The organism is Caproicibacter sp., from assembly GCF_046707225.1.
In the GTDB taxonomy this organism is placed as follows: Bacteria; Bacillota; Clostridia; order Oscillospirales; family Acutalibacteraceae; genus Caproicibacter.
The window spans coordinates 45,520-68,878 of sequence record NZ_JBJKOP010000032.1; the positions used below are offsets into that span (position 1 = coordinate 45,520).

28 protein-coding genes and 1 pseudogene are annotated in these 23,359 nt (G+C 48.4%); 23 read left to right on the forward strand and 6 right to left on the reverse strand.

The annotated features are described in order from the left end of the window. Positions 1-21: 21 nt before the first annotated feature. From ACLQ3M_RS06350 to ACLQ3M_RS06360, 3 genes are all read left to right on the forward strand, one after another. Positions 22-381 (forward strand): TnpV protein, encoded by a 360-nt coding sequence (locus ACLQ3M_RS06350; protein WP_411676855.1) that lies wholly within the window; start codon positions 22-24, stop codon positions 379-381. 241 nt (positions 382-622) lie between these two features. After that, entirely contained in the window at positions 623-1,432 is an 810-nt protein-coding gene (locus ACLQ3M_RS06355; protein WP_411676856.1) for a DUF3375 family protein, read from the forward strand. Beyond that, entirely contained in the window at positions 1,404-2,756 is a 1,353-nt protein-coding gene (locus ACLQ3M_RS06360) for a helicase-related protein (RefSeq protein WP_411677068.1), read from the forward strand. The genes ACLQ3M_RS06355 and ACLQ3M_RS06360 overlap by 29 nt, the downstream gene beginning before the upstream one ends. Before the next feature lie 29 nt (positions 2,757-2,785). Here ACLQ3M_RS06360 and ACLQ3M_RS06365 read toward each other — a convergent pair whose 3' ends face one another. Further along, positions 2,786-3,226, reverse strand: a complete 441-nt coding sequence (locus tag ACLQ3M_RS06365; protein WP_411676858.1) for a hypothetical protein — start codon at positions 3,224-3,226, stop codon at positions 2,786-2,788. Continuing rightward, a pseudogene (locus ACLQ3M_RS06370) lies at positions 3,223-4,098 on the reverse strand (DNA methylase); the annotation flags it as partial. The gene ACLQ3M_RS06365 and the pseudogene ACLQ3M_RS06370, both read right to left, overlap by 4 nt. Here ACLQ3M_RS06370 and ACLQ3M_RS06375 point away from each other — a divergent pair. From ACLQ3M_RS06375 to ACLQ3M_RS06390, 4 genes are read left to right on the forward strand one after another with little or no spacing between them, the layout of a single operon-like run. Next, positions 4,075-5,451, forward strand: coding sequence for a DUF2586 domain-containing protein (locus tag ACLQ3M_RS06375; RefSeq protein WP_411676860.1), 1,377 nt, complete (start codon positions 4,075-4,077; stop codon positions 5,449-5,451). The pseudogene ACLQ3M_RS06370 and the gene ACLQ3M_RS06375 sit on opposite strands and share 24 nt — an antisense overlap. 12 nt (positions 5,452-5,463) lie before the next feature. Further along, on the forward strand, positions 5,464-5,898 hold the full coding sequence (locus ACLQ3M_RS06380; RefSeq protein ID WP_411676861.1) for a hypothetical protein: 435 nt from the start codon (positions 5,464-5,466) through the stop codon (positions 5,896-5,898). A gap of 32 nt (positions 5,899-5,930) precedes the next feature. Continuing rightward, entirely contained in the window at positions 5,931-6,287 is a 357-nt protein-coding gene (locus ACLQ3M_RS06385; protein ID WP_411676862.1) for a hypothetical protein, read from the forward strand. A 17-nt stretch (positions 6,288-6,304) separates the two neighbouring features. Then, entirely contained in the window at positions 6,305-6,499 is a 195-nt protein-coding gene (locus tag ACLQ3M_RS06390) for a hypothetical protein (RefSeq protein ID WP_411676863.1), read from the forward strand. Between the two features lie 47 nt (positions 6,500-6,546). Here the strand turns inward: ACLQ3M_RS06390 and ACLQ3M_RS06395 are convergent, their stop codons facing one another. Further along, the gene (locus ACLQ3M_RS06395; RefSeq protein WP_411676864.1) at positions 6,547-6,798 is read right to left on the reverse strand and encodes a hypothetical protein; all 252 of its coding nucleotides are present in this window, start codon (positions 6,796-6,798) and stop codon (positions 6,547-6,549) included. Between the two features lie 43 nt (positions 6,799-6,841). Between ACLQ3M_RS06395 and ACLQ3M_RS06400 the strand changes: the two genes are divergently transcribed. The 12 genes from ACLQ3M_RS06400 to ACLQ3M_RS06455 are packed head-to-tail and all read left to right on the forward strand — an operon-like array spanning position 6,842 to position 16,074. Continuing rightward, on the forward strand, positions 6,842-9,196 hold the full coding sequence (locus tag ACLQ3M_RS06400) for a phage tail tape measure protein (protein WP_411676865.1): 2,355 nt from the start codon (positions 6,842-6,844) through the stop codon (positions 9,194-9,196). 18 nt (positions 9,197-9,214) lie between these two features. Continuing rightward, complete coding sequence (locus tag ACLQ3M_RS06405; protein ID WP_411676866.1) at positions 9,215-9,865, forward strand: transcriptional regulator; 651 nt, start codon at positions 9,215-9,217, stop codon at positions 9,863-9,865. Positions 9,866-9,874: 9 nt separating this feature from the next. Beyond that, complete coding sequence (locus tag ACLQ3M_RS06410; protein ID WP_411676867.1) at positions 9,875-10,633, forward strand: serine/arginine repetitive matrix protein 2; 759 nt, start codon at positions 9,875-9,877, stop codon at positions 10,631-10,633. A gap of 10 nt (positions 10,634-10,643) precedes the next feature. Further along, positions 10,644-10,928: a hypothetical protein gene (locus ACLQ3M_RS06415; protein ID WP_411676868.1), complete on the forward strand. Its 285-nt coding sequence runs from the start codon at positions 10,644-10,646 to the stop codon at positions 10,926-10,928. Then, entirely contained in the window at positions 10,928-11,341 is a 414-nt protein-coding gene (locus tag ACLQ3M_RS06420) for a DUF2634 domain-containing protein (RefSeq protein WP_411676869.1), read from the forward strand. The genes ACLQ3M_RS06415 and ACLQ3M_RS06420 overlap by 1 nt, the downstream gene beginning before the upstream one ends. Continuing rightward, on the forward strand, positions 11,334-12,464 hold the full coding sequence (locus ACLQ3M_RS06425; RefSeq protein WP_411676870.1) for a baseplate J/gp47 family protein: 1,131 nt from the start codon (positions 11,334-11,336) through the stop codon (positions 12,462-12,464). The genes ACLQ3M_RS06420 and ACLQ3M_RS06425 overlap by 8 nt, the downstream gene beginning before the upstream one ends. A gap of 2 nt (positions 12,465-12,466) precedes the next feature. Further along, positions 12,467-13,039, forward strand: coding sequence for a hypothetical protein (locus ACLQ3M_RS06430; protein WP_411676871.1), 573 nt, complete (start codon positions 12,467-12,469; stop codon positions 13,037-13,039). A 3-nt stretch (positions 13,040-13,042) separates the two neighbouring features. Continuing rightward, positions 13,043-13,951: a hypothetical protein gene (locus tag ACLQ3M_RS06435; RefSeq protein WP_411676872.1), complete on the forward strand. Its 909-nt coding sequence runs from the start codon at positions 13,043-13,045 to the stop codon at positions 13,949-13,951. Between the two features lie 10 nt (positions 13,952-13,961). Then, on the forward strand, positions 13,962-14,624 hold the full coding sequence (locus ACLQ3M_RS06440; RefSeq protein ID WP_411676873.1) for a hypothetical protein: 663 nt from the start codon (positions 13,962-13,964) through the stop codon (positions 14,622-14,624). A gap of 16 nt (positions 14,625-14,640) precedes the next feature. After that, positions 14,641-15,150, forward strand: a complete 510-nt coding sequence (locus ACLQ3M_RS06445; protein ID WP_411676874.1) for a hypothetical protein — start codon at positions 14,641-14,643, stop codon at positions 15,148-15,150. Between the two features lie 14 nt (positions 15,151-15,164). Then, positions 15,165-15,302, forward strand: coding sequence for an XkdX family protein (locus ACLQ3M_RS06450; RefSeq protein WP_411676875.1), 138 nt, complete (start codon positions 15,165-15,167; stop codon positions 15,300-15,302). A 22-nt stretch (positions 15,303-15,324) separates the two neighbouring features. Beyond that, the gene (locus ACLQ3M_RS06455; protein WP_411676876.1) at positions 15,325-16,074 is read left to right on the forward strand and encodes a hypothetical protein; all 750 of its coding nucleotides are present in this window, start codon (positions 15,325-15,327) and stop codon (positions 16,072-16,074) included. A gap of 80 nt (positions 16,075-16,154) precedes the next feature. Here the strand turns inward: ACLQ3M_RS06455 and ACLQ3M_RS06460 are convergent, their stop codons facing one another. Continuing rightward, entirely contained in the window at positions 16,155-16,436 is a 282-nt protein-coding gene (locus ACLQ3M_RS06460; RefSeq protein ID WP_411676877.1) for a helix-turn-helix domain-containing protein, read from the reverse strand. A 124-nt stretch (positions 16,437-16,560) separates the two neighbouring features. On the opposite strand from ACLQ3M_RS06460, the gene ACLQ3M_RS06465 reads away from it, so the two are divergent. Next, positions 16,561-16,899, forward strand: coding sequence for a helix-turn-helix transcriptional regulator (locus tag ACLQ3M_RS06465; protein WP_411676878.1), 339 nt, complete (start codon positions 16,561-16,563; stop codon positions 16,897-16,899). Positions 16,900-16,969: 70 nt separating this feature from the next. Here the strand turns inward: ACLQ3M_RS06465 and ACLQ3M_RS06470 are convergent, their stop codons facing one another. Then, a complete protein-coding gene (locus ACLQ3M_RS06470; RefSeq protein WP_411676879.1) occupies positions 16,970-17,428 on the reverse strand; it encodes a hypothetical protein in 459 nt (152 codons plus the stop codon). Between the two features lie 125 nt (positions 17,429-17,553). Between ACLQ3M_RS06470 and ACLQ3M_RS06475 the strand changes: the two genes are divergently transcribed. The 3 genes from ACLQ3M_RS06475 to ACLQ3M_RS06485 all read left to right on the forward strand — a co-directional run bounded on the left by ACLQ3M_RS06475 (position 17,554) and on the right by ACLQ3M_RS06485 (position 22,608). After that, positions 17,554-18,297 carry a hypothetical protein gene (locus tag ACLQ3M_RS06475; protein WP_411676880.1) on the forward strand — a complete coding sequence of 248 codons (744 nt, stop codon included), beginning with the start codon at positions 17,554-17,556 and terminating at the stop codon, positions 18,295-18,297. Positions 18,298-18,337: 40 nt separating this feature from the next. After that, on the forward strand, positions 18,338-18,814 hold the full coding sequence (locus tag ACLQ3M_RS06480) for a hypothetical protein (RefSeq protein ID WP_411676881.1): 477 nt from the start codon (positions 18,338-18,340) through the stop codon (positions 18,812-18,814). Positions 18,815-19,203: 389 nt separating this feature from the next. Further along, positions 19,204-22,608 (forward strand): C39 family peptidase, encoded by a 3,405-nt coding sequence (locus ACLQ3M_RS06485; protein ID WP_411676882.1) that lies wholly within the window; start codon positions 19,204-19,206, stop codon positions 22,606-22,608. A 32-nt stretch (positions 22,609-22,640) separates the two neighbouring features. Here ACLQ3M_RS06485 and ACLQ3M_RS06490 read toward each other — a convergent pair whose 3' ends face one another. Next, positions 22,641-23,342, reverse strand: a complete 702-nt coding sequence (locus ACLQ3M_RS06490) for a hypothetical protein (RefSeq protein WP_411676883.1) — start codon at positions 23,340-23,342, stop codon at positions 22,641-22,643. Positions 23,343-23,359: the final 17 nt, after the last annotated feature.

Below are 23,359 nucleotides of genomic sequence, written 5' to 3' on the forward strand. Positions count from 1 at the left end.
CAAGTAGAGAAAGGTCTGAAAATGATGGAAAACGCATTGGTGGAACTAAGCTACACCGAGAAGAATGGCATGATGCTACCGGGTATTCAGATCTCCAATGACAGAAAAAGCGACTGCCCCCTGGGGCGGTACGGCAGGATGGCACTGGAATATCTCCGAGAGAACCATCCAAAGCGGTTTATGACTATGAAAATGGATGGTACTCTGATGGAGAAAATGCATAGGGTCAATGAGGAAGCGTTGATACAGATTGAGGCCCTCACACAGCAGATGCTCCAAAAGGAGCCGATGACGCACGCCGGGGATACGCTGGAGAGGACTAGGCTTTTCGACAGCCTGCGCGGTCGGCAGAAGAAATCGTTATCTGTGGTTTGGTATTAGTCCCACAATAGACTTGATGTTGCCCTAATTTGTGTTTCTCAATCAACAAATTACAATCTGCTAGGAGCTAACGGGATTTTATTAACGTTAGCCCCTATTTTTTATCTATTATAACGTTGACATGGTTCCTTTCGCTATTGCGACAAGCAGATATTGTATTATCAATAATGTCGATATATAATTAAATATACACATTTATCTTATAAAAAGGCGAATTTACAGATTAAAGGACTAAACAGGCATGAAAGCAACTGAATCTTCTGAATATATGTCTTTTCAATTTCTACAATTGCTTAGGGAGAAAAATCCCGCTTGGAGGTTATTGACTGCCAAACAAGCGCCTTTTATTGCGGCGTTTTTATATCAAGAATTTATTGCTGAAAACAAGCGACAAATTGCTGAGCATGAGTTGATTGGTAGTTTAGAGAGTTATTTGAACGAATTAAATCAAGGACAGGACGAAGATCTTTTTTTGCGATCCGGCCATGAATATTTAGACATCTGGACAGATGATGCTCATGGCTGGTTGCGTAAATTTTATCCTACAGGGCAGGATGAACCGTATTTTGATATTACATCTCAGGCACAAAAGGCCATTGAATGGCTGCTGAGCCTAAAGCAACAAACTTTTATTGGCACAGAATCACGCTTAATCACAGTCTTTGAGCTTTTGCATCAAATTGTTGAACGTTCTGAGACGAATCCTGAACTGCGGTTAGCAGAGTTGGAACGCCGGAAAGCAGAAATTGAGCAGGAAATTACACGTGTAAAAAATGGTCAGGTTAATCTACTCGATGATACGCAGATTATTCAAGCTGGTGGCGGACATCCAGACCGCCGACATGCTAAACCTGCCCACGCCGGAACTGGAAGGCGGAAAACCGACGGTCGTTGCTGTGGAAGCGACGCCCTATCAGAAAATGGTGATGGAGAGTTACGTAGAGCGTGCGGAAAAGATCCGAAGCCGGGCAGTTCCGCCGGACGTGGACAATATGCTCAAGCTGACCGGCGAAGCGCGACTGATGGCCATCGATCCCCGCCTTGTGTATGAAGATGCTCCCAACGACCCGAGTACCAAACTGAACCGATGTATTGAAGACGTCTTCGACACTTGGGAGAAAACAAAGGAGAAACAGCTGACACAGCTTGTTTTCTGCGATGCCGGGACACCGAAACCCGGTAAATTCAACGTGTATGATGAATGTAAACGTGTTCTTTTGGGAAAAGGCGTTCCGAAAAGCGAGATTGCGTTTGTTCATGACGCAACCACCGAAGCGCAGCGAGACGCCTTGTTTGAAAAAGTGCGGCAGGGTGAAATCCGCATCTTGCTCGGCAGCACGTCAAAGCTTGGCACCGGTGTAAACGTGCAGAAAAAGCTGATCTGCACCCATGATCTCGACTGCCCGTGGAAGCCTTCGGATTTAACGCAGCGGGCCGGACGGATTCTGCGGCAATTCAATGATAACCCGGTTGTCAGCATCCGCAGGTACGTAACAAAAGGGACTTTTGATTCGTACCTGTGGCAAATTCAGGAGCAGAAACTGCGGTATATCACGCAGGTCATGAGCGGAAAAAGCATCGCCCGTTCCTGTGAAGACATGGATGAAACCGTGTTGACCGCCGCCGAAGTCAAGGCGATTGCCACCGATAATCCCATGCTGGCACAAAAAATGGAGGTAGATAACGAAGTGGCCCGCTTGAAGCTCCTGCGTGGAAGCTGGCTGAATGAACGCGCCGTTCTGGAACGCAACATCAATCAGTATTATCCGGAAAGCATCACGCATCACCAGAACAATATCAAAAAAATCAGTGCAGATGTGGAGCTGTTACAGCAAACGGAAGGCCGGGATTTCCAGATCACGGTTGACGGCAAGACGTTCAATGAACGTGTTCCCGCAGGAGAACGCCTGATGCTGTTATCCCGGCTGGACGATTGGAAAGGAAAAGATACGCCGCTCTCCGTAGGAGAATACCGCGGCCTTGCACTTTCATTGGAACACGGGGGCTTTGAATCTCTCCAGTTTACGCTGAAAGGTTCGCACACCTATCGCGGTGATCTCGGTTTGTCGGAATTAGGGGCAATTACCCGTATCGAAAATGCCGCCGGTCAGATCACAAAGCTCCTTTCCGATGAAAAAGACGAGCTCGCTAATTTTGAACGGCAGCTCATGGAAGCAAAAAAAGAAATCATCAAACCATTTGAGTACGAACAACGTTTATCGGAGTATGCCGCGCGGCAAAGCGAAATCAATACTTCGCTGGAGTTTCAGGAACTTCAGAAACAGGAGGATATCGTTTTGGATGAAGATAACGAAACGGAGGAAAATGAAGAGGTAAAGGAAGAATCCGTATGTGTCGGCATGGAAGTGGAGTAAACAGACCGGAAAATTTCAATTTTCGTTACTCACTCATTAAACGAATGAAAGATCATAGACTCAAATATCTGTCCATCAATGCTGATTATTTCATCAATGGGGATTGCTGTGCCATCGGTCATAACAACAACACGTTTATATTCATCTACCTTTTTTGCTGATCCGGTGGCAGTAACATAGGCACCGCCGTCTTTCCTTGCGTCCGGCAGAAAATAGGTGATTGCAATCTTGGGATGCTCTTTTAACCGATCCGCTATGATTTGCAGTCTGTCACTCAAAGCGTCTTGTGTATATTCGTCCAATTCTACTCTCTCATCAGTCAGTCTGGCGGTTTCTTTGATGGCGGAATCATAGCCGGTCAGTGCGGCAAAGGGGGAAAATTGAGCCGCTCGGTCAAGGACTGTCATGTGAGGGCGTGTCGCAGAGACATGGTGCGGTAGATTGATGATGTCGTCATATGCCCTTGTCATGCCTTGTGCCCTCCTATCTGCTTATTCCTGTCTACGGTAGTTGCGCCTTCCTTCAGATTCATACCCTTTAGGATGGCGTTTTTGCCATGTTTCTTTTTTATCTCCAACATTACTTCCTGCATCTTTTTTTCTCGTTCAAGTCCGACTTCCTCGGCTTCTTCTTTCGCCCGCGCAGCCGCATAATCCGTAAAGAGATTAAGCTGTTCAAAGTTGTTCGTCTTTTTAACAGTTGTCTCATCAACAACATGATTTGCAGTGATGTTGACTCTTCGAACCAGAAGATTTTTGTCAACAATGCGTTCAAACAGCTCTGTGACCGCATTCAGAATTAACTTTGTAGAGGAAGTCTGCCTGCCAAGATTAGCCGAACCATGTGCGGATTTAGGAACGGTGCGTCCATAGCGATCAGTGGTGATTGACCCCCGATATAATTTCTTAGTCTTCGGGTCTATTAGATTTTCAACATCATATCCCACCGTCAAAACAAGCTGGTCGGTCACAAGCCTTTTATCCACCAGATCAAGTACCAGCAAATCAGTCATTTCCCGTACAATCAATTTCGCTTTTTCAAAAGTATAGGCGGATTGAAGCACTTGACCCGATCCAAGGCTATTTGTACTTGGCTTGTATGCTTTAATATCCGCAATTGTACATGGTTCCCAGCCCCATGCATGGTCAATCAGCAGTTCGGCGTTGATGCCGAACTGCTTGTACAGAAAATCTCCGTTGTAATAATCGGTAGGTTTACCAAGAGAGCATCTTGCAATATCTCCCATCGTAAAAAGGCCGTGTTCCTCCAGCCTTTTGGCATAACCTTTGCCAACGCGCCAAAAATCTGTTAGAGGCCGATGCGACCACAGGGAGCGGCGGTAAAGATCGGCGCGTCGTCCGTCGTTTCGGATACTCCTGTCGTGATTAAGGGGACGATGGACGCGAAAAAAATCAAAGAGCTCCTCGGGCTCAGTCCGCTCTCGGACGCGGCAATGGATTCCGTGGCGAACGGTTCCAGCCGCATCCTGTGCATCCCGGTCGCGGCCAGTACGGGCGGAACGGTCGGAACTGTTTCTAAGACAGGCACCGGAACCGGAAGCTGCGCCGCAAGCGGAGCCCCTTACAATATTTTCAGCGTCATCGTAAAAATCACCGGAAAGGGTTCGCTCAATTCCGCGCTGTTTCAGGTTTCCGTCGACGGCGGGTATTCCTTTTCCGACGAGCTGACAATTCCGCTGAGCGGCACCTATGAAATTCCATCGACGGGGATCACCCTGACGTTTACGGCGGGGACCGGCGAAAACGCGGAAACGGATTCCTTCCTGATCGGGGACACTTACAGCTTTTCGACCACGGCCCCGGCTATGACCAACGCCGACGTGATCGCTGCGATCGCAAAAATTCGCAATCTTGCGGAGACGTTCGAGCTGGTGCATATTGTCGGGGAATCCACGGCGGACTTGTGGGCGGCGGTCGCCGCCGAACAGCTTACGCTGCAGAACACTTACCACAAGCCTGAACTATTTGTGCTGGAAGCCTACGCGCCGAATCAGAACGAAACCGCCGAAGCCTACGCCGCCAGGCTCATCGCAGACCGGAAAAACGTTAAGAATTACAACATTCAGGTCGTCTCCGCCCGGTCGCTTTATGTCAGGATGGACGGCACGACGAGGGAAGTCAACAACGCCGGGATCGTTTGTGGGCTTTACGCGGCGGCGAAACCGCAGCAGAGCATCGGGCAGACCAACGCGTTCGGAATATCTTCCGGCAAGATGCTGGGCCTTCGCCCGGCGGGAATCGAAGACTGCATTTCAGATCTTGACGAAGCGGGATTTTTGACATTCCGCAGATACGACGGGCTTGACGGCTATTTTGTTACAAACGCCCGCGTCATGTGCCCGGACGGATCGGATTATCCGTATGCCGAGGACGTCCGAATCCTGAATAAGATCATCCGCAAGGGCCGCGCCGAAGCACTTAAACAGCTTCAAAGCGGCGTCGACCTGGAAGACGTTGACGGGGATCTTGCCGCGAAGGCCGCCTTTATCCAGACGCCGCTTGACGAAATGGTCCGACAGAAAGAAATCTCCGCCGTGACCGTCACCGTGCCGCCCGATCAGGATGTTCAGAAGACCGAAGCCATGCAGGTCAAGGTCCGTTACGTTTCGCGCGGAATTGTTCGAGAAATCGACATTGACGTCGGTCAGACCACGGCTGCGGCGTCGGCGTCGTAAGGAGGATAGATCATGGCCATCATCAACGGCAGAAACTACGACTGGAGCAGCGTCGACATCAGGCTGCCCGGGATCAACATTGAAGTTCAGGAAATCGACTACGACGACGAGCAGGACAAGGAAGCCTCCTACGGCAAGGGAAACGCGCCGAGGGGATTCGGAACCGGCAACTACAAATCTTCCGGCAAGCTGTCCCTGCTCCGGGACGATTACAATGACCTGCTCGACTACTGCAAGAAACACAACATCTCGTTTTACGACCTCATTATTGACAAGATCGTTGTCTCCTACGCGAACTCCGGCCAGCGCACCCGGCAGGACGTGCTCAACACGGTTACATTCAACAAGCGCAGCCATAAAGCGGCGCAAGGGGACAAATCCCTTAAGATCGACCTTGACATGCTGATCGTAAACGGAATCGTTCAGGACGGCGTCAAGCCGGTTTAATCTCAAAATAACTGACAAAGGAAGCGTTTAAAATGGAAAACGAAGCTCAGAACGCCGTTCAGACCGTGCCGTCCGTTGACGACCTGAAGGCGAAATACGGCAAAGTTTATAAGGTGTGCGCAACGGTGCAGCCGGATGACGATACCTCAGTCGACGTTGAATTTGTGTTCAAAAAACCGTCGACGGCAAGCTACGACCGGTATATGAAGACGGCGTCCAACGGGATGACCAAAGCGACGGAAGCGTTTCTGTACGACAACATTGCCGACGAATACAAGCCGCAGCTTGAGAGCACGCTGGGTGAATATCCGGCGCTGGCGATTTCCGTCGCGGAGAAGCTGCTCGCCATGCTCGGCCTCTCCAAGCTCATAAATTTAACGACACTTTAGAAGAACTGCTCCAGGGGGTGCGGGACGACTTTGTCGAAGCCGGAACGCTCGAAATCCACCGGTATGTGCCCCCCGCCCTTCTAAAGGGAAAAGACCTTGGAGCAATGGACATTGACGAATTCCTTCAGATGTTCGCCTATGCCCGGTATTTGGAGGAGGTCGAGGAGAAAATCACCGCCCGCGCGATTTCGGAGGTTTTCTCGGAAGACTAAAAAACTCCGGCCCAAAAAGGACCGGAGTTCCGGAATTGGTAACTGATTTAAAGAACCGGCTTCCGATGATGAAGCCATGCGCTGTAGACTCTCGTTGCGTCTTTTGTCGTTTTAAAAATCTTCTTAACATTCTTTTCTTTATAACGACCCATAGTCTGTTCATTCCCTAGCCAAAGAATATAAGGAATATTATAAACTGTCAGAGGAATGAAAATTAGAACCGACAGTGCGACAGCAACAACCGCTCCAACACAGAGCGCGAAAATCAGCACATGAAAGAAAGCTGCAAAGAATACCATAATTTCCCTCCTCTTTTTTCTTTAACTATATCACGACTCGGGGGTGATTGCAATAGGCGGCGGACTGGAATCTGTATTTAAGCTTTCGGTCATCATGAACATGATCGACAACCTCACGACTCCGATGGTCCGCGTTACCTCGGCGGTCGACAGCTCCGCGAGTAAAATTCAGAACCTCGGCGTTAAGTTCGGGGACTACGCGAAAGCCGGGGCGGCAATCGCAGCAGTAGGAGAACAGATCACGGACGCGGCGCTCAAGCCGGTCGAAGCGACGTTCGCTTCGCAGAAGGCGCTCGGAGAGCTGAGTTCCCTCGGCATCAAGGACCTCGGGACGCTGAACCAGGCGGCGACGGATTTTTCCGACAAATGGGCCGGTACCTCAAAGTCCGATTTCATCACGGCGGCCTACGATATCAAGTCCGGAATTTCCTCTCTGTCTGACAAGGGAGTCGCGGACTATACCACGCTCGCGGGCGAAACCGCCAAGGCCACAAAGGACACCATCGCGGATATGACTTCATTATTCGCGACCGGCTACGGAATATACAAGGATTATTACAGCAAAATGTCCGACACGGATTTCGGAAAGATGTTCTCGGCTGGCATTTCGACCGCCGTTCAGAAGTTCAAAACGACCGGCTCCGGAATGTCGGAATCGATCCGAACACTCGGGGCCTCCGCCACCACGGCAAAGGTTCCGCTCGAGGAGCAGCTCTCCGTTCTCGGCATGCTTCAGGCGACGATGTCCGGCAGTGAAGCCGGGACAAAATACAAGGCGTTCCTGCGAACCGCCGCGTCGGGCGGCAAGGCGCTGGGCCTGAGCTTTACCGATGCGAACAACCAGCTGCTTTCCATGCCTGAAATTCTCGCGAAGCTGCGCGGAAAATTCGGCGACACGATGGACGCCGCCGAAAAGATGCAGCTCCAGAAAGCGTTCGGCGACACCGAGGCGGTTTCACTGATCGACCAGATGTATTCGAAAACGGGCAGCCTTCAAAACAATATCGTCGGCATGTACGGGGCGCTCGGTCAGGGGACCAAAGCAACGCAGGACATGGCCAGTGCGATCAACAACACCAAGCCCGATCAGATCGAGGTCACCCAGCAGCAAATCCACAATCTGGAGGAGACCCTTGGAAGCACCATGCTCCCGACCATCGGAGAACTGATGGAAAAAGCGAGAGACGTCCTGAAGGTCGTCACCGACTGGGCACAGAAAAACCCGGCGCTGGTCAAGGGACTTCTGTCGGCGGCGCTCGCTATCGGCGGATTCCTGACGATCGGCGGGTCAATGGTCGCTGTTTTGGGTGGGATAGGATTAATCACCACAAAGACGGTAGGGTTCTTTGGCTCATTTGGGACTGCTCTGTTAAAACTCCCGGATAAGTTAACCGACATACGCATTATGACAATGCTTGCCGGGGACAAAATCAAGGATTTCGGCGGATTTCTCAAGACGGGACTCGGCGCGGTCAAGGATTTCGGAGGCGGACTTTTGAACATGGCCCGTCAGGGGATCGCCTCGGCGGTCGAGGCTCTGCCGGGACTGATTTCATCGGTCTGGAGTTTTACCGCCGCGCTGTTCGCGAACCCGGTCACCTGGATCGTGATCGGCATCATCGCGCTGGTGGCCGTGATCATCCTGCTTAAGACGCATTGGAGCCAGGTCACGGCATGGCTGCAGAGCACCTGGAACGGTTTCGTCAACAATATCGTCTCCGGATTCAACACGGTTAAAAGCTGGTTTACGGGGCTTCCCGGCTGGGCGCAAATCGCGATGGCCGTCTTCCTGCCCTTTATCGGGATTCCGCTTTTGATTATCACGCACTGGGATCAGATCAAAGCCTTTTTTGCCAATCTGTGGAACGGGATTTCGGACGGCGCGAAGGACGCGGTCAACTTTGTGATCGGGGCGCTGGACGCCTTGCACTTCACGATTCCGTCCTGGGTGCCGGGCATCGGCGGCTCGTCCTTCGGCTTCAATATTCCAAAGCTCGCCGAGGGCGGCGTCGTGAATTCGGCAACGTCGTTTATCGCGGGGGAACACGGAAAAGAAGCCGTTATGCCGCTTGAAAACAACACTGGCTGGATCGGCGGTCTGGCGCAAAGCTTACTCAACAGAATCGTCGGCCTCACGTCCGGCGGGACTTCCGAAAAGGTCAGCCTTCAGCAATCGGTAAAAAAGGTCAGCCTCACGCAAACAACCAGCGAAAAGACCCGGACAGAGACAAACACGTCCATTAGGGAAAAAGGAATCACTATCAACAAGCTGTATATCCCGGTCGGCCTGACAAAGATCAAGGACCTTCCGAAGTTTCTCGCGTTCCTTCGCGAGCTGGAGGATTACGTCAACGCGAACGGTGGGTCGGTCGGCGATACAGCGACAGAAACATCCTGATGATGCGGGGGGATCACATTGATTTATACCGACGACAACGACGTCAAGATCGACGGGGTGGTTCTCCCCGGTCTCGTCAAGAGCTTTGAAATCCAGCAGGACGCGCAGATTGACGAGGAGGACGTCGAGGGCAGCACCTCCAAGCCCAAACAGGCCACCGGCTATGAGGACGCGAAAATCTCGATCGAGATCATTCTCGACGATAGTCCAACCGAAACCAAGGAACAGAAGCTGACCAAGATTCAAAACCTGTTCAAGGTCAAGAGTCAGGGAATCCCGATCATACGGACCATCGTTAATCAGCACACGGCCATTCGCAATATTTCAAAAATCCTGTTTAAATCGCTGTCAAGCAAAGCGACAAATTCCTCCGGCCAGCTTTCCGTCAGCATTGAATTATGGGAGTATGTGCCGACGACGATCACCGTGACAAAGTCGGGCGCGTCATCCGCCAGCAAGAAATCAGCCAACAAGAAATCCGTCAGTTCCGCCAAGAGTGGAAGCGCGTCGTCGGGCGGTTCCAGCGGCCTTAGTTCTTCCTATCAAAGCTATCTGAAGAGCGACCGTGGCACTGCTCCAAAGCTGACGAACAAGACGGCGCTGACTCCGGCGCAGGACACGGCGGATGCGTCAAAATACCGGGGCGTCATAAAGGCGATGCCCTATTGAGGTGACGGCATGAGCACAACGCAGGAACTGTTTTATCCCGAGGTTTCCGTGAGCGTCGGGAATGATACCTTTGCAAAAGGCATCGAGACCGAAACGTATTCCTCCAAGGATTCCTATTTCGACTGGGCTAAGATTCGGTTTACGGAAGAATTTCAGCCAAAGATCAGCATTTCGGAAGGCGAACCGGCTTCCATCAAGCTGGGGTATTCGGGAGCGCTGGAGGAAGTTTTTCACGGTTACGTCGAAAAGGGATACAACGGCGGGATCGGCAAAAATGAAATTCTGCTCAAGGACGATATGCTAAAGCTGGAAAGCACCTTGATCACCGAAACATTCCTGAACGCGACGCCGCAGGAGATTATTTCCTTCGCTCTTTCCAAAGCCGGAATCCAGTCGCCGGTGCTGTCAAATGAGACGTACCCGGCGAAAAAGATTTTCCCGGTCTCAAAAAAGAGCGTCGTCGCCCTCCTGCGGGAGATCAATACCGCGTGGGGAATCATCGCAAAGGCATTTTTTCGGCAAGGTGTTTTCTACTGGAATACGGCTCCAAAGCAATCGCAAATCTATGTTTTTACCTACGCGCAGAATATTATTTCCCTGAACCGGGTCAACGGAAGGTGGGAGCTCGTCACCGTTTCGGTGCCATTCGTTCACCATTCCGATACGATCCGGGTGGACCATCCGAATTTGTCCGGAGATTTCACGGTCGGCAAGGTCACGTTTTCCACCGAGGCGACGGGGTTCGTCCGGACGCATCTTTACTTTTAGGAGGGATTTCATGGTTTCCGAATTTATGGAGACGGGCGTTCAAAAGGTACTGTCGGAGAAATACCCGCACCTGCTCCTCCCCGCCGTCCTATACGCCGCCGTAACGGCAGCGCAGGACGCAAACGGTTATTATGTGTACGCTCTCAAAATACTTGACAAAAACGGCGAGGTCGATAACGGTTTCAAGGAAATCCCGAACGTCCGGTCAAAGGTTCAGGTGGAGAAGGGAACCACCGTTGCGGTCGTGCTGCCATACGGTGAGCTGAATCCTTATATCCTTGGGGTGGTGGTCTGATGGCAAACCTTGGGGACACGGATATTCGTTTAGATGATTCCTGGCAGCTCACGCGGGCTGCCAATGGGGACGCGCCCGTTGCATCCGGTCTCGACTGCCTGATGCAGGACATCCGGCTGGAGGCAATGACGCAGGAGGGCGAGCTGTTTTACGACGCCGATTGGGGCTGGTCCCTGCTGGATTTCGCGCAGAGCGACGGCAATGAACTGGTAGAACTTGAAATTCAGCAGCGCATTCGGACAAAGCTTTCCAGGCATTCCGAGATCGACGTTGAGACAATCGCGACCTCCGTAAGCTTCAGCGCCGATATCATCCGGATTCATACGACGTTTCAGTTTGTAAACGATTCCCGGACGCAGACGGTAGATACCGGTATCGACCGGGTAAATGTGGAGGTGGTAAACAGTGATTGACACGGAAATTCTGGATGAGGTTCTCCCCGTTCCGGATATTGACGATCTGAAGGACAATACGGTCGCGGAGCTGCAGGACGCGGGTTTCGCCATCACGAATTTTAATTCCGGCGGCATTTTTTACACCCTTACGATGATCGCGCTAAAAGTCTATATTGAGCTGATTACCCTTTGCCGGACCGTCCTGTCAAATATGTTTGTCACTCACGCGGAAAAAACGTGGCTGGACCTGAAGGCCGGGGACTTTGCAAAAACACGAAAGGCGGCGGTTAAGGCTCGGGGAAATGTCACGGTTTCCCGGGCGGCGTCCGGAGACGCGGTCACAATTTCCAAAGGGCAGGTCTTCAAAACCCAGAAAGACATCAACGGCGACGAGCTGCGCTTTTTCTCGCTGACCGACACGGTGCTGCAGCAGGGTGCGCTCAGTGTGGACGTGCCGGTGGAAGCAGAAGCGGCGGGAGTAAAATACAATGTATCCTCCGGGCAGATCGTCAACACTCTGATGCATATCGAGGGCATCGACACGATCACCAACAAAGAGGACTGGCTTAAAACCGAGGGCAGCGATGAAGAAGACGACGACAGTCTTCGGTCCCGCACGAAGAACGCCTGGTCCGAATTGTCCACCCTGCCAATCGCCGACAAATACAAAAATGTCGCTGAGGCCGTTTCGGGGGTACTGTTTGTACGGGTCGACGACGATCAGCCGCGAGGCCAGGGCAGCGTCGATATCATCGTAACCGGCACGGCTGGCGCGGCTACGGAAAACCTGCTTGCGAGCGTACAGACAGCCGAGGAAGAAATCAAGGGGCCGTATGACAACATTGAGGTCAAGAGCTCAACCACCCAGGCGCAGGACATCAGCGTGACGGTGACGGTTTCCGCTTCCCTTGATTCGACCGGTCTGGAAGATAAGGTCAAGGCGGCGCTCAGCTCGCTTCTGGCGGTCAGCAAGGACCGCAGCCTCAACGAGCTTACCATTGCCGATATGATTTACGCGATCAAAAGCAAGTGCTCCGAGGTACAGAACGTCAAGTTTACCACGCCGACCGAAGATGTGACGCTGGAGACCGATCAGATCATCATTGCGGGAACGATCACCGTTACGGTGGAGAAGGTGTAGGCATGTTTGACAATTTCGGCGACTATATGTTTTGGCTTCTTTTTACTCCGCTCAAGCGGGTAAAAAAGTCGGTTAATCAGTTTTACATTTTCTGCAAGGTGATCGGAAAGCTCTTTGACAACGCAAAGGACGCGATCTTCAGGGTGCGGACGGAATCCATGATCTTATCGGCCAGCGAGGTCATGCTGACGGTGCACGGCAAGGACCGTGATATGCCGCGCCTGAAGGGCGAGGGCACAGAAGGATACCGCAGACGCCTATCCATGAAAGCAATTATCGCGGAAAAGGCTGGGACAAACGAAGGGCTCATTCTTGCGGTCAAGGCGCTGGGCTACCAAAATGTAAGAATAGAGCCCCTGTACCTGACCGCCCCCTCCCGGTGGGCGGAGGCAATTCTCTGGATCAGCGGCGGCGATTTCATTATAACCGATCGCGATGTAATTCAAAGCGAGATCAACAAGGTTAAACCGGCATCGGCAAAAATCAGTCTGGCGCAGGAACAGGTTTACGACGGTACAACTTATTGCGCCGGGGTGCTGGAAATCGGACGAATCAGAACATTCAGGCAGGTGTAAATTATGGCATTCGGTAGTTTTATTCAAACAAATTTCGGGCGGCAGTTGGACGCCAAGCATTACGCGGGAAAGGGCCTTCGCTTTTCGCGAATGGCCCTCGGAGACGGGGACATCGAGACAGCCTCCGTGTACGACGTCACGGCGCTCAAGTCGGAAAAGCTGTCACTGAAGATCGACGTGGTTTCCGTGACGGACGATGAGGCAATCGTCACGGCCTCGTTGCTCAGCTCCAATGTGGACACGGGCTTTAACCTGAAGGAAATGGCATTGATGGCCACAGACCCGGACACAAACGAGGAAGGAGCCTATTCCTACAACCGGGACAGCAGCGACGGAGAATATGTTCCGGACAAAAATTCTTCGACGACGCTGAGCGAATATTTGCGGGTCCGCTGCAAGGTCGAAGATACTGAAAACATCACGTTTGATGCAAGCGGAAATCCCCTGTATATCACAAAGCAGGAGCTTGCCTCAGAGGTTGAGGGCCAGATCGCTGCGATGAAAGGCGTCACAGGTGGTTTGGCTCTGTATGACACTCTGAACGCCCACATCTCCGACACCGTCGCCCACATGACGCAGACACAGAAAGACCAGCTCGCGGCGGCGGTGCCGAACAGCCGGAAAATCAACGGTCACGCGCTGACGGGGGACGTGAATCTGACGAAATCAGACCTCGGCCTTGGCAACATAGACAATACGGCAGACGCGAATAAATCCGTCAACTATGCCAACAGCGCGGGATACGCGGGCTCTGCGGGGAGCGCCCCGGCAAACGGCGGCACGGCAACCTATGCCACGTACAGCAGCCACGCGGTTAGTTCTTCCGGATCGGCAGTCAGGAATAATACAATTTCATCATCTTCTCCGTCTGGCGGGCAAGATGGTGATACGTGGGATTACATCGGAAATTGAGGTGATAGAAATGTCCGGACGATATGGAAATATAAGCGGCACGATTACGCAAGCAAATAAACGATTCGGAAATATTGGTGGTACATGGACACCGGTTAATAAGCGATACGGGAACATTGGCGGAACCTGGACACAATCATATTCCGCCGCAGTTCCGATTGTATTTTATTCTATTTTGGGTAATGGAAATTATGCTTATTCTGATACATATTCAAATTTGTCATCGCAGAATACACTAGCGGTGCAGGCACATTATTTGACAGATCACAAATATAGCGGAACATATGAAGTTGTGTTATTTTGTAAGATGCCACACAATATTAATTTCAGCACCTTTGGAAACGCTGTATTACGCTTGAAAGGTAATATATCACATTATTTGAGCAATGGTGTTATTACAGGCGTTTTTGCTGGAATTACTGCGTGGGCAGGTATTGGTTCACCAACTATTGTGGCTACCAAAGATCTTATAGATACGATTGGCCCTGGGACCGGCACCACCGCTATAGATTACACGTTTACAAATATTGTGACCGGAGATCAGAGCGGCTTTATTATGTTTGGTATGGACTTGTCGGTCTATTCATCATCTTCGTTGACAGCTACTGCAAGCTTAGATTTAACGGGCGCCATTTGGGTTCCTACAAACGAGAAACTATTTTATACTGCATAAAAAATGGAGGTTTAAAATGTCAGAAATATTAAAATTTACAGATGGAACAGAATTACCGATTATTGCTTGGTGTAATCCGGGCGACATCAATTTCCAAGGCGCATATCGAAAACAGCGGACGGCCAGGATCGCCGAATCCGCCGTCGAATCCTTGGATACCTTAAAAACACTTTTGTCGGACAGCGCAAAAACGGTAAAGCTCATCCATACGCTTGAGCCGGGCGTAACGGTTGAGCAGGTCGATACCACAGCCACGGCAGACAGCGACGGCACTACGACCGCGACGAGAGACGACGGCAACGGCGACGTCATGACCACGGTGACTACTGTGAGCACCGACACGACCGCCCACACCCGGACCACCACGGTTCAGCAGTCGGTGGAACTGGATAACTTTGTATTCCCCCATCATGTTACCTACAAATATGATGTGGGCGAATACGAAATCGGACTTTGCCAGAAAACCGACACGGAATTGCAGGCGAAAGCTGCGCAGGAAATGCTTGCCGCCGTGCTGAACGCATAGAAAAGAGGTAAATCATGAAATTTGAGGTTTTAAAGACCATGTACGAAAATAAGCTGCTCACCCTATCCGGAATAAAAAAGTCCGTAAAGCTCGGATTTATTGACGCCGACGACTACAAAACAATCACCGGCGAAGATTACGAGGCAATTTAAAAATATTTTGGAGGGAATCAAAATGACAAAAACAAATTTAGGACTGGTGGCGTTTGCAAATCAGGCCCTTGAAGCTGGGACGGGGTATGTTTACGGGACAATCGGGCAGGTTTGCACCGCGTCCTTGCTTAACCAGTGCGCCGCTCGGTACCCGGATAGCAACCTTGCAGGCGGAGCTATGAGAAGGCTCGGCGAAAAATGGATCGGGAAGCGGGTTACTGACTGTATCGGTCTGCTAAAATATTACGTTATGTCCGACGGATACGGCAAAGACCCGGCTTACGATTCCAATTACGACAAATCGGCAAACGGAGCCTATAATCAGGCAACAGTTAAAGGGCCGATTTCCACGCTCCCGGAACTGCCTGGAATCTGCCTCCATATGGACGGCCATTTCGGCATCTATATCGGCGACGGATACGCCATTGAGGCGCGGGGAACGGCGTATGGCGTCGTCAAAACGCGGGTTAAGGACAGACCATGGACGGCGTGGTTCCGTTCACCGTGGATTGAGTACATTTCCGAGAGTTCAGCATTTAAGTGTGATACAACCATGCCTGTCAAACTTTCTCTCGGACAAGCCTATCAGTTCAAGGTTACTTCCGAAACGGCGCCCACTGTGACGGTCGGCACTGGCGGCGTAGTTACGCTCTTGCCGAGGTATCGTGACGGCAAGGATAGTTTTTTCTACATTGTCGGTATCGGCAGCTCAGGCAGTGAAGCTGGAATCTATGTCAATGGAGCAAAGCAATTTGTCGCCCGAAGAGCATAAAATTAGTGCAGTGGATACAGGCTTGAAACCCTGCTTCCACTGCACTGCTCTTATCCTTAGAATTATTTCTAATAACGGCCTTAGTTTTTGCCAGAAATGTTGAGACGATTTGCCAAAAATCTTGTCGCGCCACACAGTGCATCCGTTGAGACACCATACAAATCAGCCAATTTTGTTAGCATTTTTAAATTAGGCTGGGTTTTTCCGGATTCATAATAGGAATAGGTGGATCTGTCTACGAAAAGATACTGCGCCACTTTTTTCTGTGTCAGTCCATTGCTTTCCCGCAGCAATTTCATGTTTTGGGCCAGTTTAATGCCGGGCCCCTTTTGCAGCACATTCAGACTAACTGATCGCATCATCTATCTCCCCCTATGTTTCAGTATAATAATATTTTATAACATTAATATCTTGTTGTAAATAACAAGTAAATATATTTATATAATAAAAACCTGTCTTGTTAAAATGGATGATAGGGGTGGTTACTTGAACAATCTGAAAATATTGCGTGAAGAGGCTGGTCTAAGCCAGCAAAAGTTAGCGGATCAGTTGGGTCTGACACAGCAGGGCATCTTCAGTTATGAAACCGGTGCATATGAGCCTGATATTTCCACACTGAAACGGCTTGCTGACTTTTTTAATACTTCCATAGATTATCTGGTTGGAAATACGGAGATCAGGCGCAGAATTGAGAGAACAGAGAAATATGATCTCAATGAGCAGGAAATGCAAATAGTAGATGAGTACAGAGTTTTGTCTTCGAAGGCGCAAAACAGCTTTCGCCTTATTCTGGAAAGCCTTACTGATTTAGAAAAAGGGTGCTGATTTTATCAATCGGCACCCTTTTTCCTATTCACGCTTACGGTAAACCAGCTGTTGTATCAAAACATTGCTGCTATCTCTTTCCCAGACTTGGATTCAATATGGAAAGCTTATACACTTGATTCTTCAACAAGTTTGTTTCGGTCCATTGTCCGTCCTGATCAATCATTTCATGAAGGAGCACATCATTTCCGTTCGTAATCCGTATAAAGTCAAAACGATATTTCTCCCCGCCGCCCGACGCGTAAACCGAGATCATGTTCCCGCTTTGTTCCGTTTTGTCGACGTGATCGATCAGGTGATACCAGTCCTGATAGATAATTGGCACAAGAGATTGGGCGTCATAGTCCCAGCCGTGCATAGGATGACATAAAAAATCTTCAGGGAAATAATCAATCGCTTTGATTTTCCAGCCTTTATTCTTGTTTAGTTCCGTAGTGACAATGCCGTAAAAATAGGCAAAGTGGCTCCCGGAATAGTAACCGACCGGGTCGTTCATCGGCGCCCCGGTAATCACTTCCGCTTCGATCATATGGTAGTGAAGACGAATTGTCGCTATGAAGCACTTAAAAAAACAGATCCTTTTGTCCCCTGAATAGCGTTGAATTTGCGGAATAATTTCGGTATAATAATATAATCAGAATGAAGAAGGAGTTGGTGAAGATGGCGGACAAGTTGCATCAACAATATGTCCTGATGCACAAAAACATACCTGTTGCCGATTTGGAGCTTGATACTGCATCCGGTTCCATCTCCGCCGTAGGTTCCGCTCACGAAGAAGCGCATGTTCCCATTGGCATTTCTGTGAAAAAGGGAAAAATCGACCGGGCAGCCCTGAATGAATGGTGGAAAGGCCGGGCAATTCCGGCAAGCCGTGATGGAATACGTCACGCGCTGACGGAACTGAATGTTTCTACAACACAACAGCTTCTGGATAAATGCCTGGGACTCAGCCTGTCGGACCAGTATTGGATACGCCCTAAAAAGGCAGGGATTGAATGGCGAGATATCAACTTCTTTGATCACACCTTTTCCGATGATATTGGAAATATCCTGTTTGGCAAGGGGTCGTCCAGTGATAATGTCAGTTTGATGTCACCCGATAACACCTCGGACGGATGGCTGAAAAAGAAATGGGCCATTCTTGACGGGAAGCGGTGCCTGATCAAAGGCGGAAGCGGTGCCATTCAGCAGGAACCGTACAATGAAGTGTTGGCAAGCCGGATCATGGACCGACTTAGGATTCCCCATGTTTCTTATACGCTGATGTTGCAGGATGACTACCCATACAGTGTCTGCCAAGATTTTATTACCCCGCAAACGGAATTGATATCTGCATGGTACATCATGCTGACGCAGAAAAAGCCGAACCATATTTCCGTGTATCAGCACTATATGTGAGGCATTGGGAATCCCCGGTGTGCAGGATTCGCTTGACCGGATGATGGTGCTGGACTATATCATTGCCAATGAGGACCGTCATCAGAATAATTTTGGAGCAATTCGGAATGCGGAAACACTGGAATGGCTTGGCTCAGCCCCTATTTACGATAGCGGATCTTCCCTTTGGTTTTCCAAGCCGCAAGCTATGATTAATGCCAACGCAACGACTCCATGTAAACCGTTCAAGGCTGACCATGAGGAACAAATCAGGCTCGTATCCTCTTTTGATTGGCTTGACTTGTCGGCGTTGAAAGGTATCGATGACGAATTCCGCGACATTCTGAATGGCTCCTTGTTTATTGACGAAACACGGCCTGACGCTTTGTGCTTTGCACTCCGTAAACGGGTAGAAATGTTGGCGGAGATCGTAAACTCACGTGGTGAGCAGCTCCCCGTAGACAATTTTAGCGCGGATATAACGGAAGATGTGGCATATAACGGAACGGATAGCGAGGATGAGGACTTAGAACGGTAACTAAATATTATTGGGAGGGACTGTTGCAAAATGTATTTGCGATAGCACATTGCACAAGAAAACAGTCTCTATAAAAAGAAGATGCACCTTGAAACGGCTTTCTTGAGCCATCAAGGTGCATTTTTTGTGCACTATTTTTTCATCAAGACTATTTTCTAACAGCCTCTTTTATACTTCTATGAAGATGGCGTTAGAAACAGAAGGTCTCCACAAGGTGCTATTATGATTAATAGACGCATATAAAATATTATCACTTATTTTGAAAAAATTGCCCTCTTCAGGGCAATTTTTCTTGACTTCTACGGTATAAGTGAAAGGAGATCAATTTGTTTGGAAATAAAACAACAGCCAAATAAACTAAAACAAACAATTTATAGGAGGTAGGCTCAATGAGTCAAAAGTCCATATCTACGGTGCAAGCAGCATCCAATGTCCAGATTTCCTACTTGAGCAGCGGTACATGGAAGACCATTAATGACCAAGTACAAAGCTCTATGGATGGCATCAAAATTCAGACAAGCTCAAACAGTTCCTATTATTTACAGTATCGGACATGGAATCAGGGGAAAACAGATTATTACCCTTATGTAAAAAGTAATGTAAATGATTATGCCGGCTCGTCGGGCAAACCTGTCCAACGGCTCCAAATACAGGCATACCAAAATGATGGCACAAAACTGTCAGCAGGTATCGTTGTAATGTATCGGGCATTTGTTGATGGAGAATGGCTACCTTGGGTAAGCAATGCCGACCCTGAATGGATGCGAAGCGTACAAAACAAATACGATTTGGGTGGTACTCTGGATACTGATGCATCTTATGCCGGTAAATCAGGCAAAAATATCAGTGGCATTGAAATCCGTGTTTATGAAGAAGGAGCAATTGGAGACTTTTCCGGAGGGGAGGCAACAGCATTCCTAAGCTACATGGCTGATAGTACTTCAAATTGGAATTCTTTTGAAAGAAGCACAGTCGCGTCCCATATTGATGGGATCAAAATGCAAACTACAAACAAACCTTATTATCTCTTATATAAAACGTGGAACTCCGGTCAGTCCTCTTATTATCCGGCAGTTAAGAGTACCGACAATGATTATGCAGGCTCTGCGGGGAAGCCGATTCGGAGATTAAGCATTCAGGCATATAAGAACGATGGCACAAAATTGGTTTCTGGTGTTATTGTTATGTACCGTGCCTATGTAAATGGCGAGTGGCTGCCTTGGGTGAGCAACGCTGATCCAGAATGGATGAGAAACGTACAGAACAAATACAGTTTAGGCGGTACGTTGGACACGGGCGGTTCATTCGCTGGTGAAGTAAATGAAAATATAAGCGGCATTGAAATACGTATTTTTGAAGATGATTCCCTGAATGCCGGAACAGATGATTTCTCAGGAGACGAACTTAGTCTATCATTAAGTTATATGGCTGACAGTAACGATAATTGGAACGGCTTCAATGGAAGTGTAACTGCATCACATATTGATGGAATCAGAATTCAGACAAACTCGGATCAGTCCTTTTATCTGCTTTATAAGACTCTGAATTCCGGCCATGATACGTACTATCCTGAAGTATCAAGTACGGGGAATGATTATGCAGGTTCAGCAGGAAAACCAATCCAGAGGTTAAGTATCCACGCTTATCAAAATGATGGTACAAAATTGATTTCCGGCATTGTCGTAATGTATAGGGCTTTGGTCGATGGAAGGTGGCTGCCTTGGGTCAGTAACGCTGACCCCGTGTGGATGCGTGGCGTTCAAACTCAGTATAACCTGGGCGGCACATTGGATCTAGATGCCTCTTATGCGGGTGCATCGGGTAAAAATATCAGTGGTATCGAAATTCGGGCATTTAAAGGTGACACAGACCTTACGCCGATAGAAAACTTGCCTGGAACTGAAACTACGCCATCCTTAAGTTATATGTACGACAGCATTTCAAACTGGCATTCCTTTGACAAAAGCGTGATGTCAGCACACATTGATGGAATAAAAATACAAACCAGCCCGAATAAACAATATTATATTAAATATCAAACCTGGAATTCCGGCCAGTCTTCCTATTATCCGGAAGTTGCCAGCACAGAAAACGATTACGCAGGTTCAGCAGGAAAGCCAATTCAGAGAGTAGGACTCCATGTCTATAGAAGTGATGGTGTAAAATTAACAACCGGTGTTGTTGTCATGCTTAGGGCTTATGTGGATGGAAATTGGCTACCTTGGGTTAGTAATGCCGATCCTGAGTGGATGCGGAGCGTTCAAAGCAAATATGATTTAGGTGGAACACTGGATACTAACGGCTACTACGCTGGTATAGCGGGTAAAAATATCAGTGGTATCGAGATCCGAGTTTTTGAAGAGAATGGAATAAATACAACACCTACTACACCCACAGGAAATTACAAAATTATTCAGGCGCCATTTATTTCACAATTGGGGGATTATCCCACCGGATGTGAAAGTGTTACTGCCGTCATGGCACTTAATTACGCGGGGATTAATACCTCAGTGGATACGTTTATTGATACTTATCTGGATAAATCCACTATACCATTTGATCCAAATCTCACATTTGGCGGAAATCCCAGATCGTCCCACTCATATGGATGCTATGCCCCTGTGATTAAAAAAGCTTTGGATCAAGCTTTGTCAGGGAAAAACTATGGGGCTAATGTATTGAGCAACGTATCCTTGGAAACATTGTGCTCTCAATATATAGATAAAGATATTCCGGTAATTATGTGGGCTACGATGTATATGAATCCACCATATATCAGTTCTACGTGGACATTTAATGGAAAATCAATTCAATGGATTGCACCGGAACATTGTTTGTTGCTCGTAGGATATGATGAAAACAATTATATTTTCAACGACCCTCTGCAAACACAAGCCCTAAAGTATTACAGTAAATCGTCCGTGGAATCCGCTTACCAAGGACTATATAGTCAAGCCATAGTGATTGTTGAAAAGGAGGAGCCTACTAACCCGCCCGCTCCGCCTGTATATCGTTATGGCGCTGTTAAGAACCCGGTAACAGGTGAAATTTATCCGATTATGCTCTATGAAAATGGCAAACAATATATTGAACCGGCTTACCAGCCAGAAACAAATGCAGCTGAAATGAAGCCAACCTTGCTGAATAAAGCTACGTTCAATGTGGCCAAATTTATTTCCGGGCTTGAGTTTGATGACAGCCTAAGCAAAGCGGAAAATCATCCGGTGCTTGGTAATATAATGGGTATTGTTATTGGTGGTATTACGTCTTTTAATGAAAGCTGGGAATCACTATATATAGATATTAACTATTATAAAGTGCCCGCTACTGGACAGAAGAAAGCAGTGATTGAATGTGGTGAATCAAAATACAACGAATTATTTAGTAAGTGGAATTTCTATGGTATTCCTGTGTCTTTGAAATCGCTGCATAGCATATGGACTGGTGCTGGGGCTTGGGAGGCAGCCGCTTGGGAAAAAGCTGTTAACGATATGGCAAAAGAGCAGTATGGAAAATATAAAAGCGTAACGCCCAACAGCGATTACCATTATGATCTGGAATATACGCTTGATGCAAAAAGAGAAAATGATAAGTACGTTTCTTATATTTTCTTGGGTGACGGTGGAAAAATGTATGAGTATGCCAAAATGTATGATAAAGAGAAAATTGAAATAGTCGTAACACAAGGACTCTTGAATGAAGAGGTTGATCGGCTAAATATTCTCCCGTTGCTCAGTCCCGTAAGTCCGTTGCCGGAAGACAAAGTTGCTTTGTTTAACATTATGGTACAGTGAAATTGTATGATACAAAAAGAAGAGGGCTGATTTCAGCCCTCTTTTTGTATCTTGTTATCTTTGACAGTAAAGTGTTCGGTTACCTTCAAGGAATCAGCAACCCATAGTGCAATCTTTCCAGAAGACAAATCTACGGAATCATCAAATGCTCCGGTAACTAAATAGGGAATGTCCTCTCGATAGCATTGTATAATATGATGCTTTTTACCCCCATAGGTATAGGAATACTGAACTTCCGTTATTTTGCCGTGAGTGCCATCATAATGTTTATAATTGGAATCAATTTTTGGAGGATTTACCTTACTCGATGAATCAGAGCTTAACATACTTGCGGCATTCGCAAACGATTGTTTCATATGCTCTTCATATGCACTGGTTTTTCCGGCGAACAGATCTTTATACATTTGCTTATCTTTTTCAGATAACGCTGACCCTGAATAGTAGTAATTCCCAATTCCTACCATAAACGGCAGGGAATCTTCCTCTGTTTCAAATTTTTTCTCAACGGCATTCTCAGGACACGCAACAACGGATAAATTATATTGCGGACCGGAAACCCAGCCTCCTGGTACTCCGAATTCAAAAGTCACAAGATCCCCTTTACTATTTTGTGTAATAGTCTTTAATGAAACCGGTGGATTCCCCACTGTGCTTTTGTTCGTTTGGCATCCAACCAAAAGGAGCAATAAGGTGAGCGCCATAAGTGTAATAGATAATTGTTTCTTTCTATTCATTCTTTCCCTCTTTTTTA

Coding starts and splice junctions, on each gene's coding strand:
- ACLQ3M_RS06350 (WP_411676855.1), top strand. CDS start 22: ATGATGGAAAACGCATTGGTGGAACTAAGCTACACCGAGAAGAATGGC.
- ACLQ3M_RS06355 (WP_411676856.1), top strand. CDS start 623: ATGAAAGCAACTGAATCTTCTGAATATATGTCTTTTCAATTTCTACAA.
- ACLQ3M_RS06360 (WP_411677068.1), top strand. CDS start 1,404: ATGGCCATCGATCCCCGCCTTGTGTATGAAGATGCTCCCAACGACCCG.
- ACLQ3M_RS06365 (WP_411676858.1), bottom strand. CDS start 3,226: ATGACAAGGGCATATGACGACATCATCAATCTACCGCACCATGTCTCT.
- ACLQ3M_RS06375 (WP_411676860.1), top strand. CDS start 4,075: ATGCGACCACAGGGAGCGGCGGTAAAGATCGGCGCGTCGTCCGTCGTT.
- ACLQ3M_RS06380 (WP_411676861.1), top strand. CDS start 5,464: ATGGCCATCATCAACGGCAGAAACTACGACTGGAGCAGCGTCGACATC.
- ACLQ3M_RS06385 (WP_411676862.1), top strand. CDS start 5,931: ATGGAAAACGAAGCTCAGAACGCCGTTCAGACCGTGCCGTCCGTTGAC.
- ACLQ3M_RS06395 (WP_411676864.1), bottom strand. CDS start 6,798: ATGGTATTCTTTGCAGCTTTCTTTCATGTGCTGATTTTCGCGCTCTGT.
- ACLQ3M_RS06410 (WP_411676867.1), top strand. CDS start 9,875: ATGAGCACAACGCAGGAACTGTTTTATCCCGAGGTTTCCGTGAGCGTC.
- ACLQ3M_RS06415 (WP_411676868.1), top strand. CDS start 10,644: ATGGTTTCCGAATTTATGGAGACGGGCGTTCAAAAGGTACTGTCGGAG.
- ACLQ3M_RS06420 (WP_411676869.1), top strand. CDS start 10,928: ATGGCAAACCTTGGGGACACGGATATTCGTTTAGATGATTCCTGGCAG.
- ACLQ3M_RS06430 (WP_411676871.1), top strand. CDS start 12,467: ATGTTTGACAATTTCGGCGACTATATGTTTTGGCTTCTTTTTACTCCG.
- ACLQ3M_RS06435 (WP_411676872.1), top strand. CDS start 13,043: ATGGCATTCGGTAGTTTTATTCAAACAAATTTCGGGCGGCAGTTGGAC.
- ACLQ3M_RS06440 (WP_411676873.1), top strand. CDS start 13,962: ATGTCCGGACGATATGGAAATATAAGCGGCACGATTACGCAAGCAAAT.
- ACLQ3M_RS06445 (WP_411676874.1), top strand. CDS start 14,641: ATGTCAGAAATATTAAAATTTACAGATGGAACAGAATTACCGATTATT.
- ACLQ3M_RS06450 (WP_411676875.1), top strand. CDS start 15,165: ATGAAATTTGAGGTTTTAAAGACCATGTACGAAAATAAGCTGCTCACC.
- ACLQ3M_RS06455 (WP_411676876.1), top strand. CDS start 15,325: ATGACAAAAACAAATTTAGGACTGGTGGCGTTTGCAAATCAGGCCCTT.
- ACLQ3M_RS06460 (WP_411676877.1), bottom strand. CDS start 16,436: ATGATGCGATCAGTTAGTCTGAATGTGCTGCAAAAGGGGCCCGGCATT.
- ACLQ3M_RS06470 (WP_411676879.1), bottom strand. CDS start 17,428: ATGATCGAAGCGGAAGTGATTACCGGGGCGCCGATGAACGACCCGGTC.
- ACLQ3M_RS06480 (WP_411676881.1), top strand. CDS start 18,338: ATGATGGTGCTGGACTATATCATTGCCAATGAGGACCGTCATCAGAAT.
- ACLQ3M_RS06485 (WP_411676882.1), top strand. CDS start 19,204: ATGAGTCAAAAGTCCATATCTACGGTGCAAGCAGCATCCAATGTCCAG.
- ACLQ3M_RS06490 (WP_411676883.1), bottom strand. CDS start 23,342: ATGAATAGAAAGAAACAATTATCTATTACACTTATGGCGCTCACCTTA.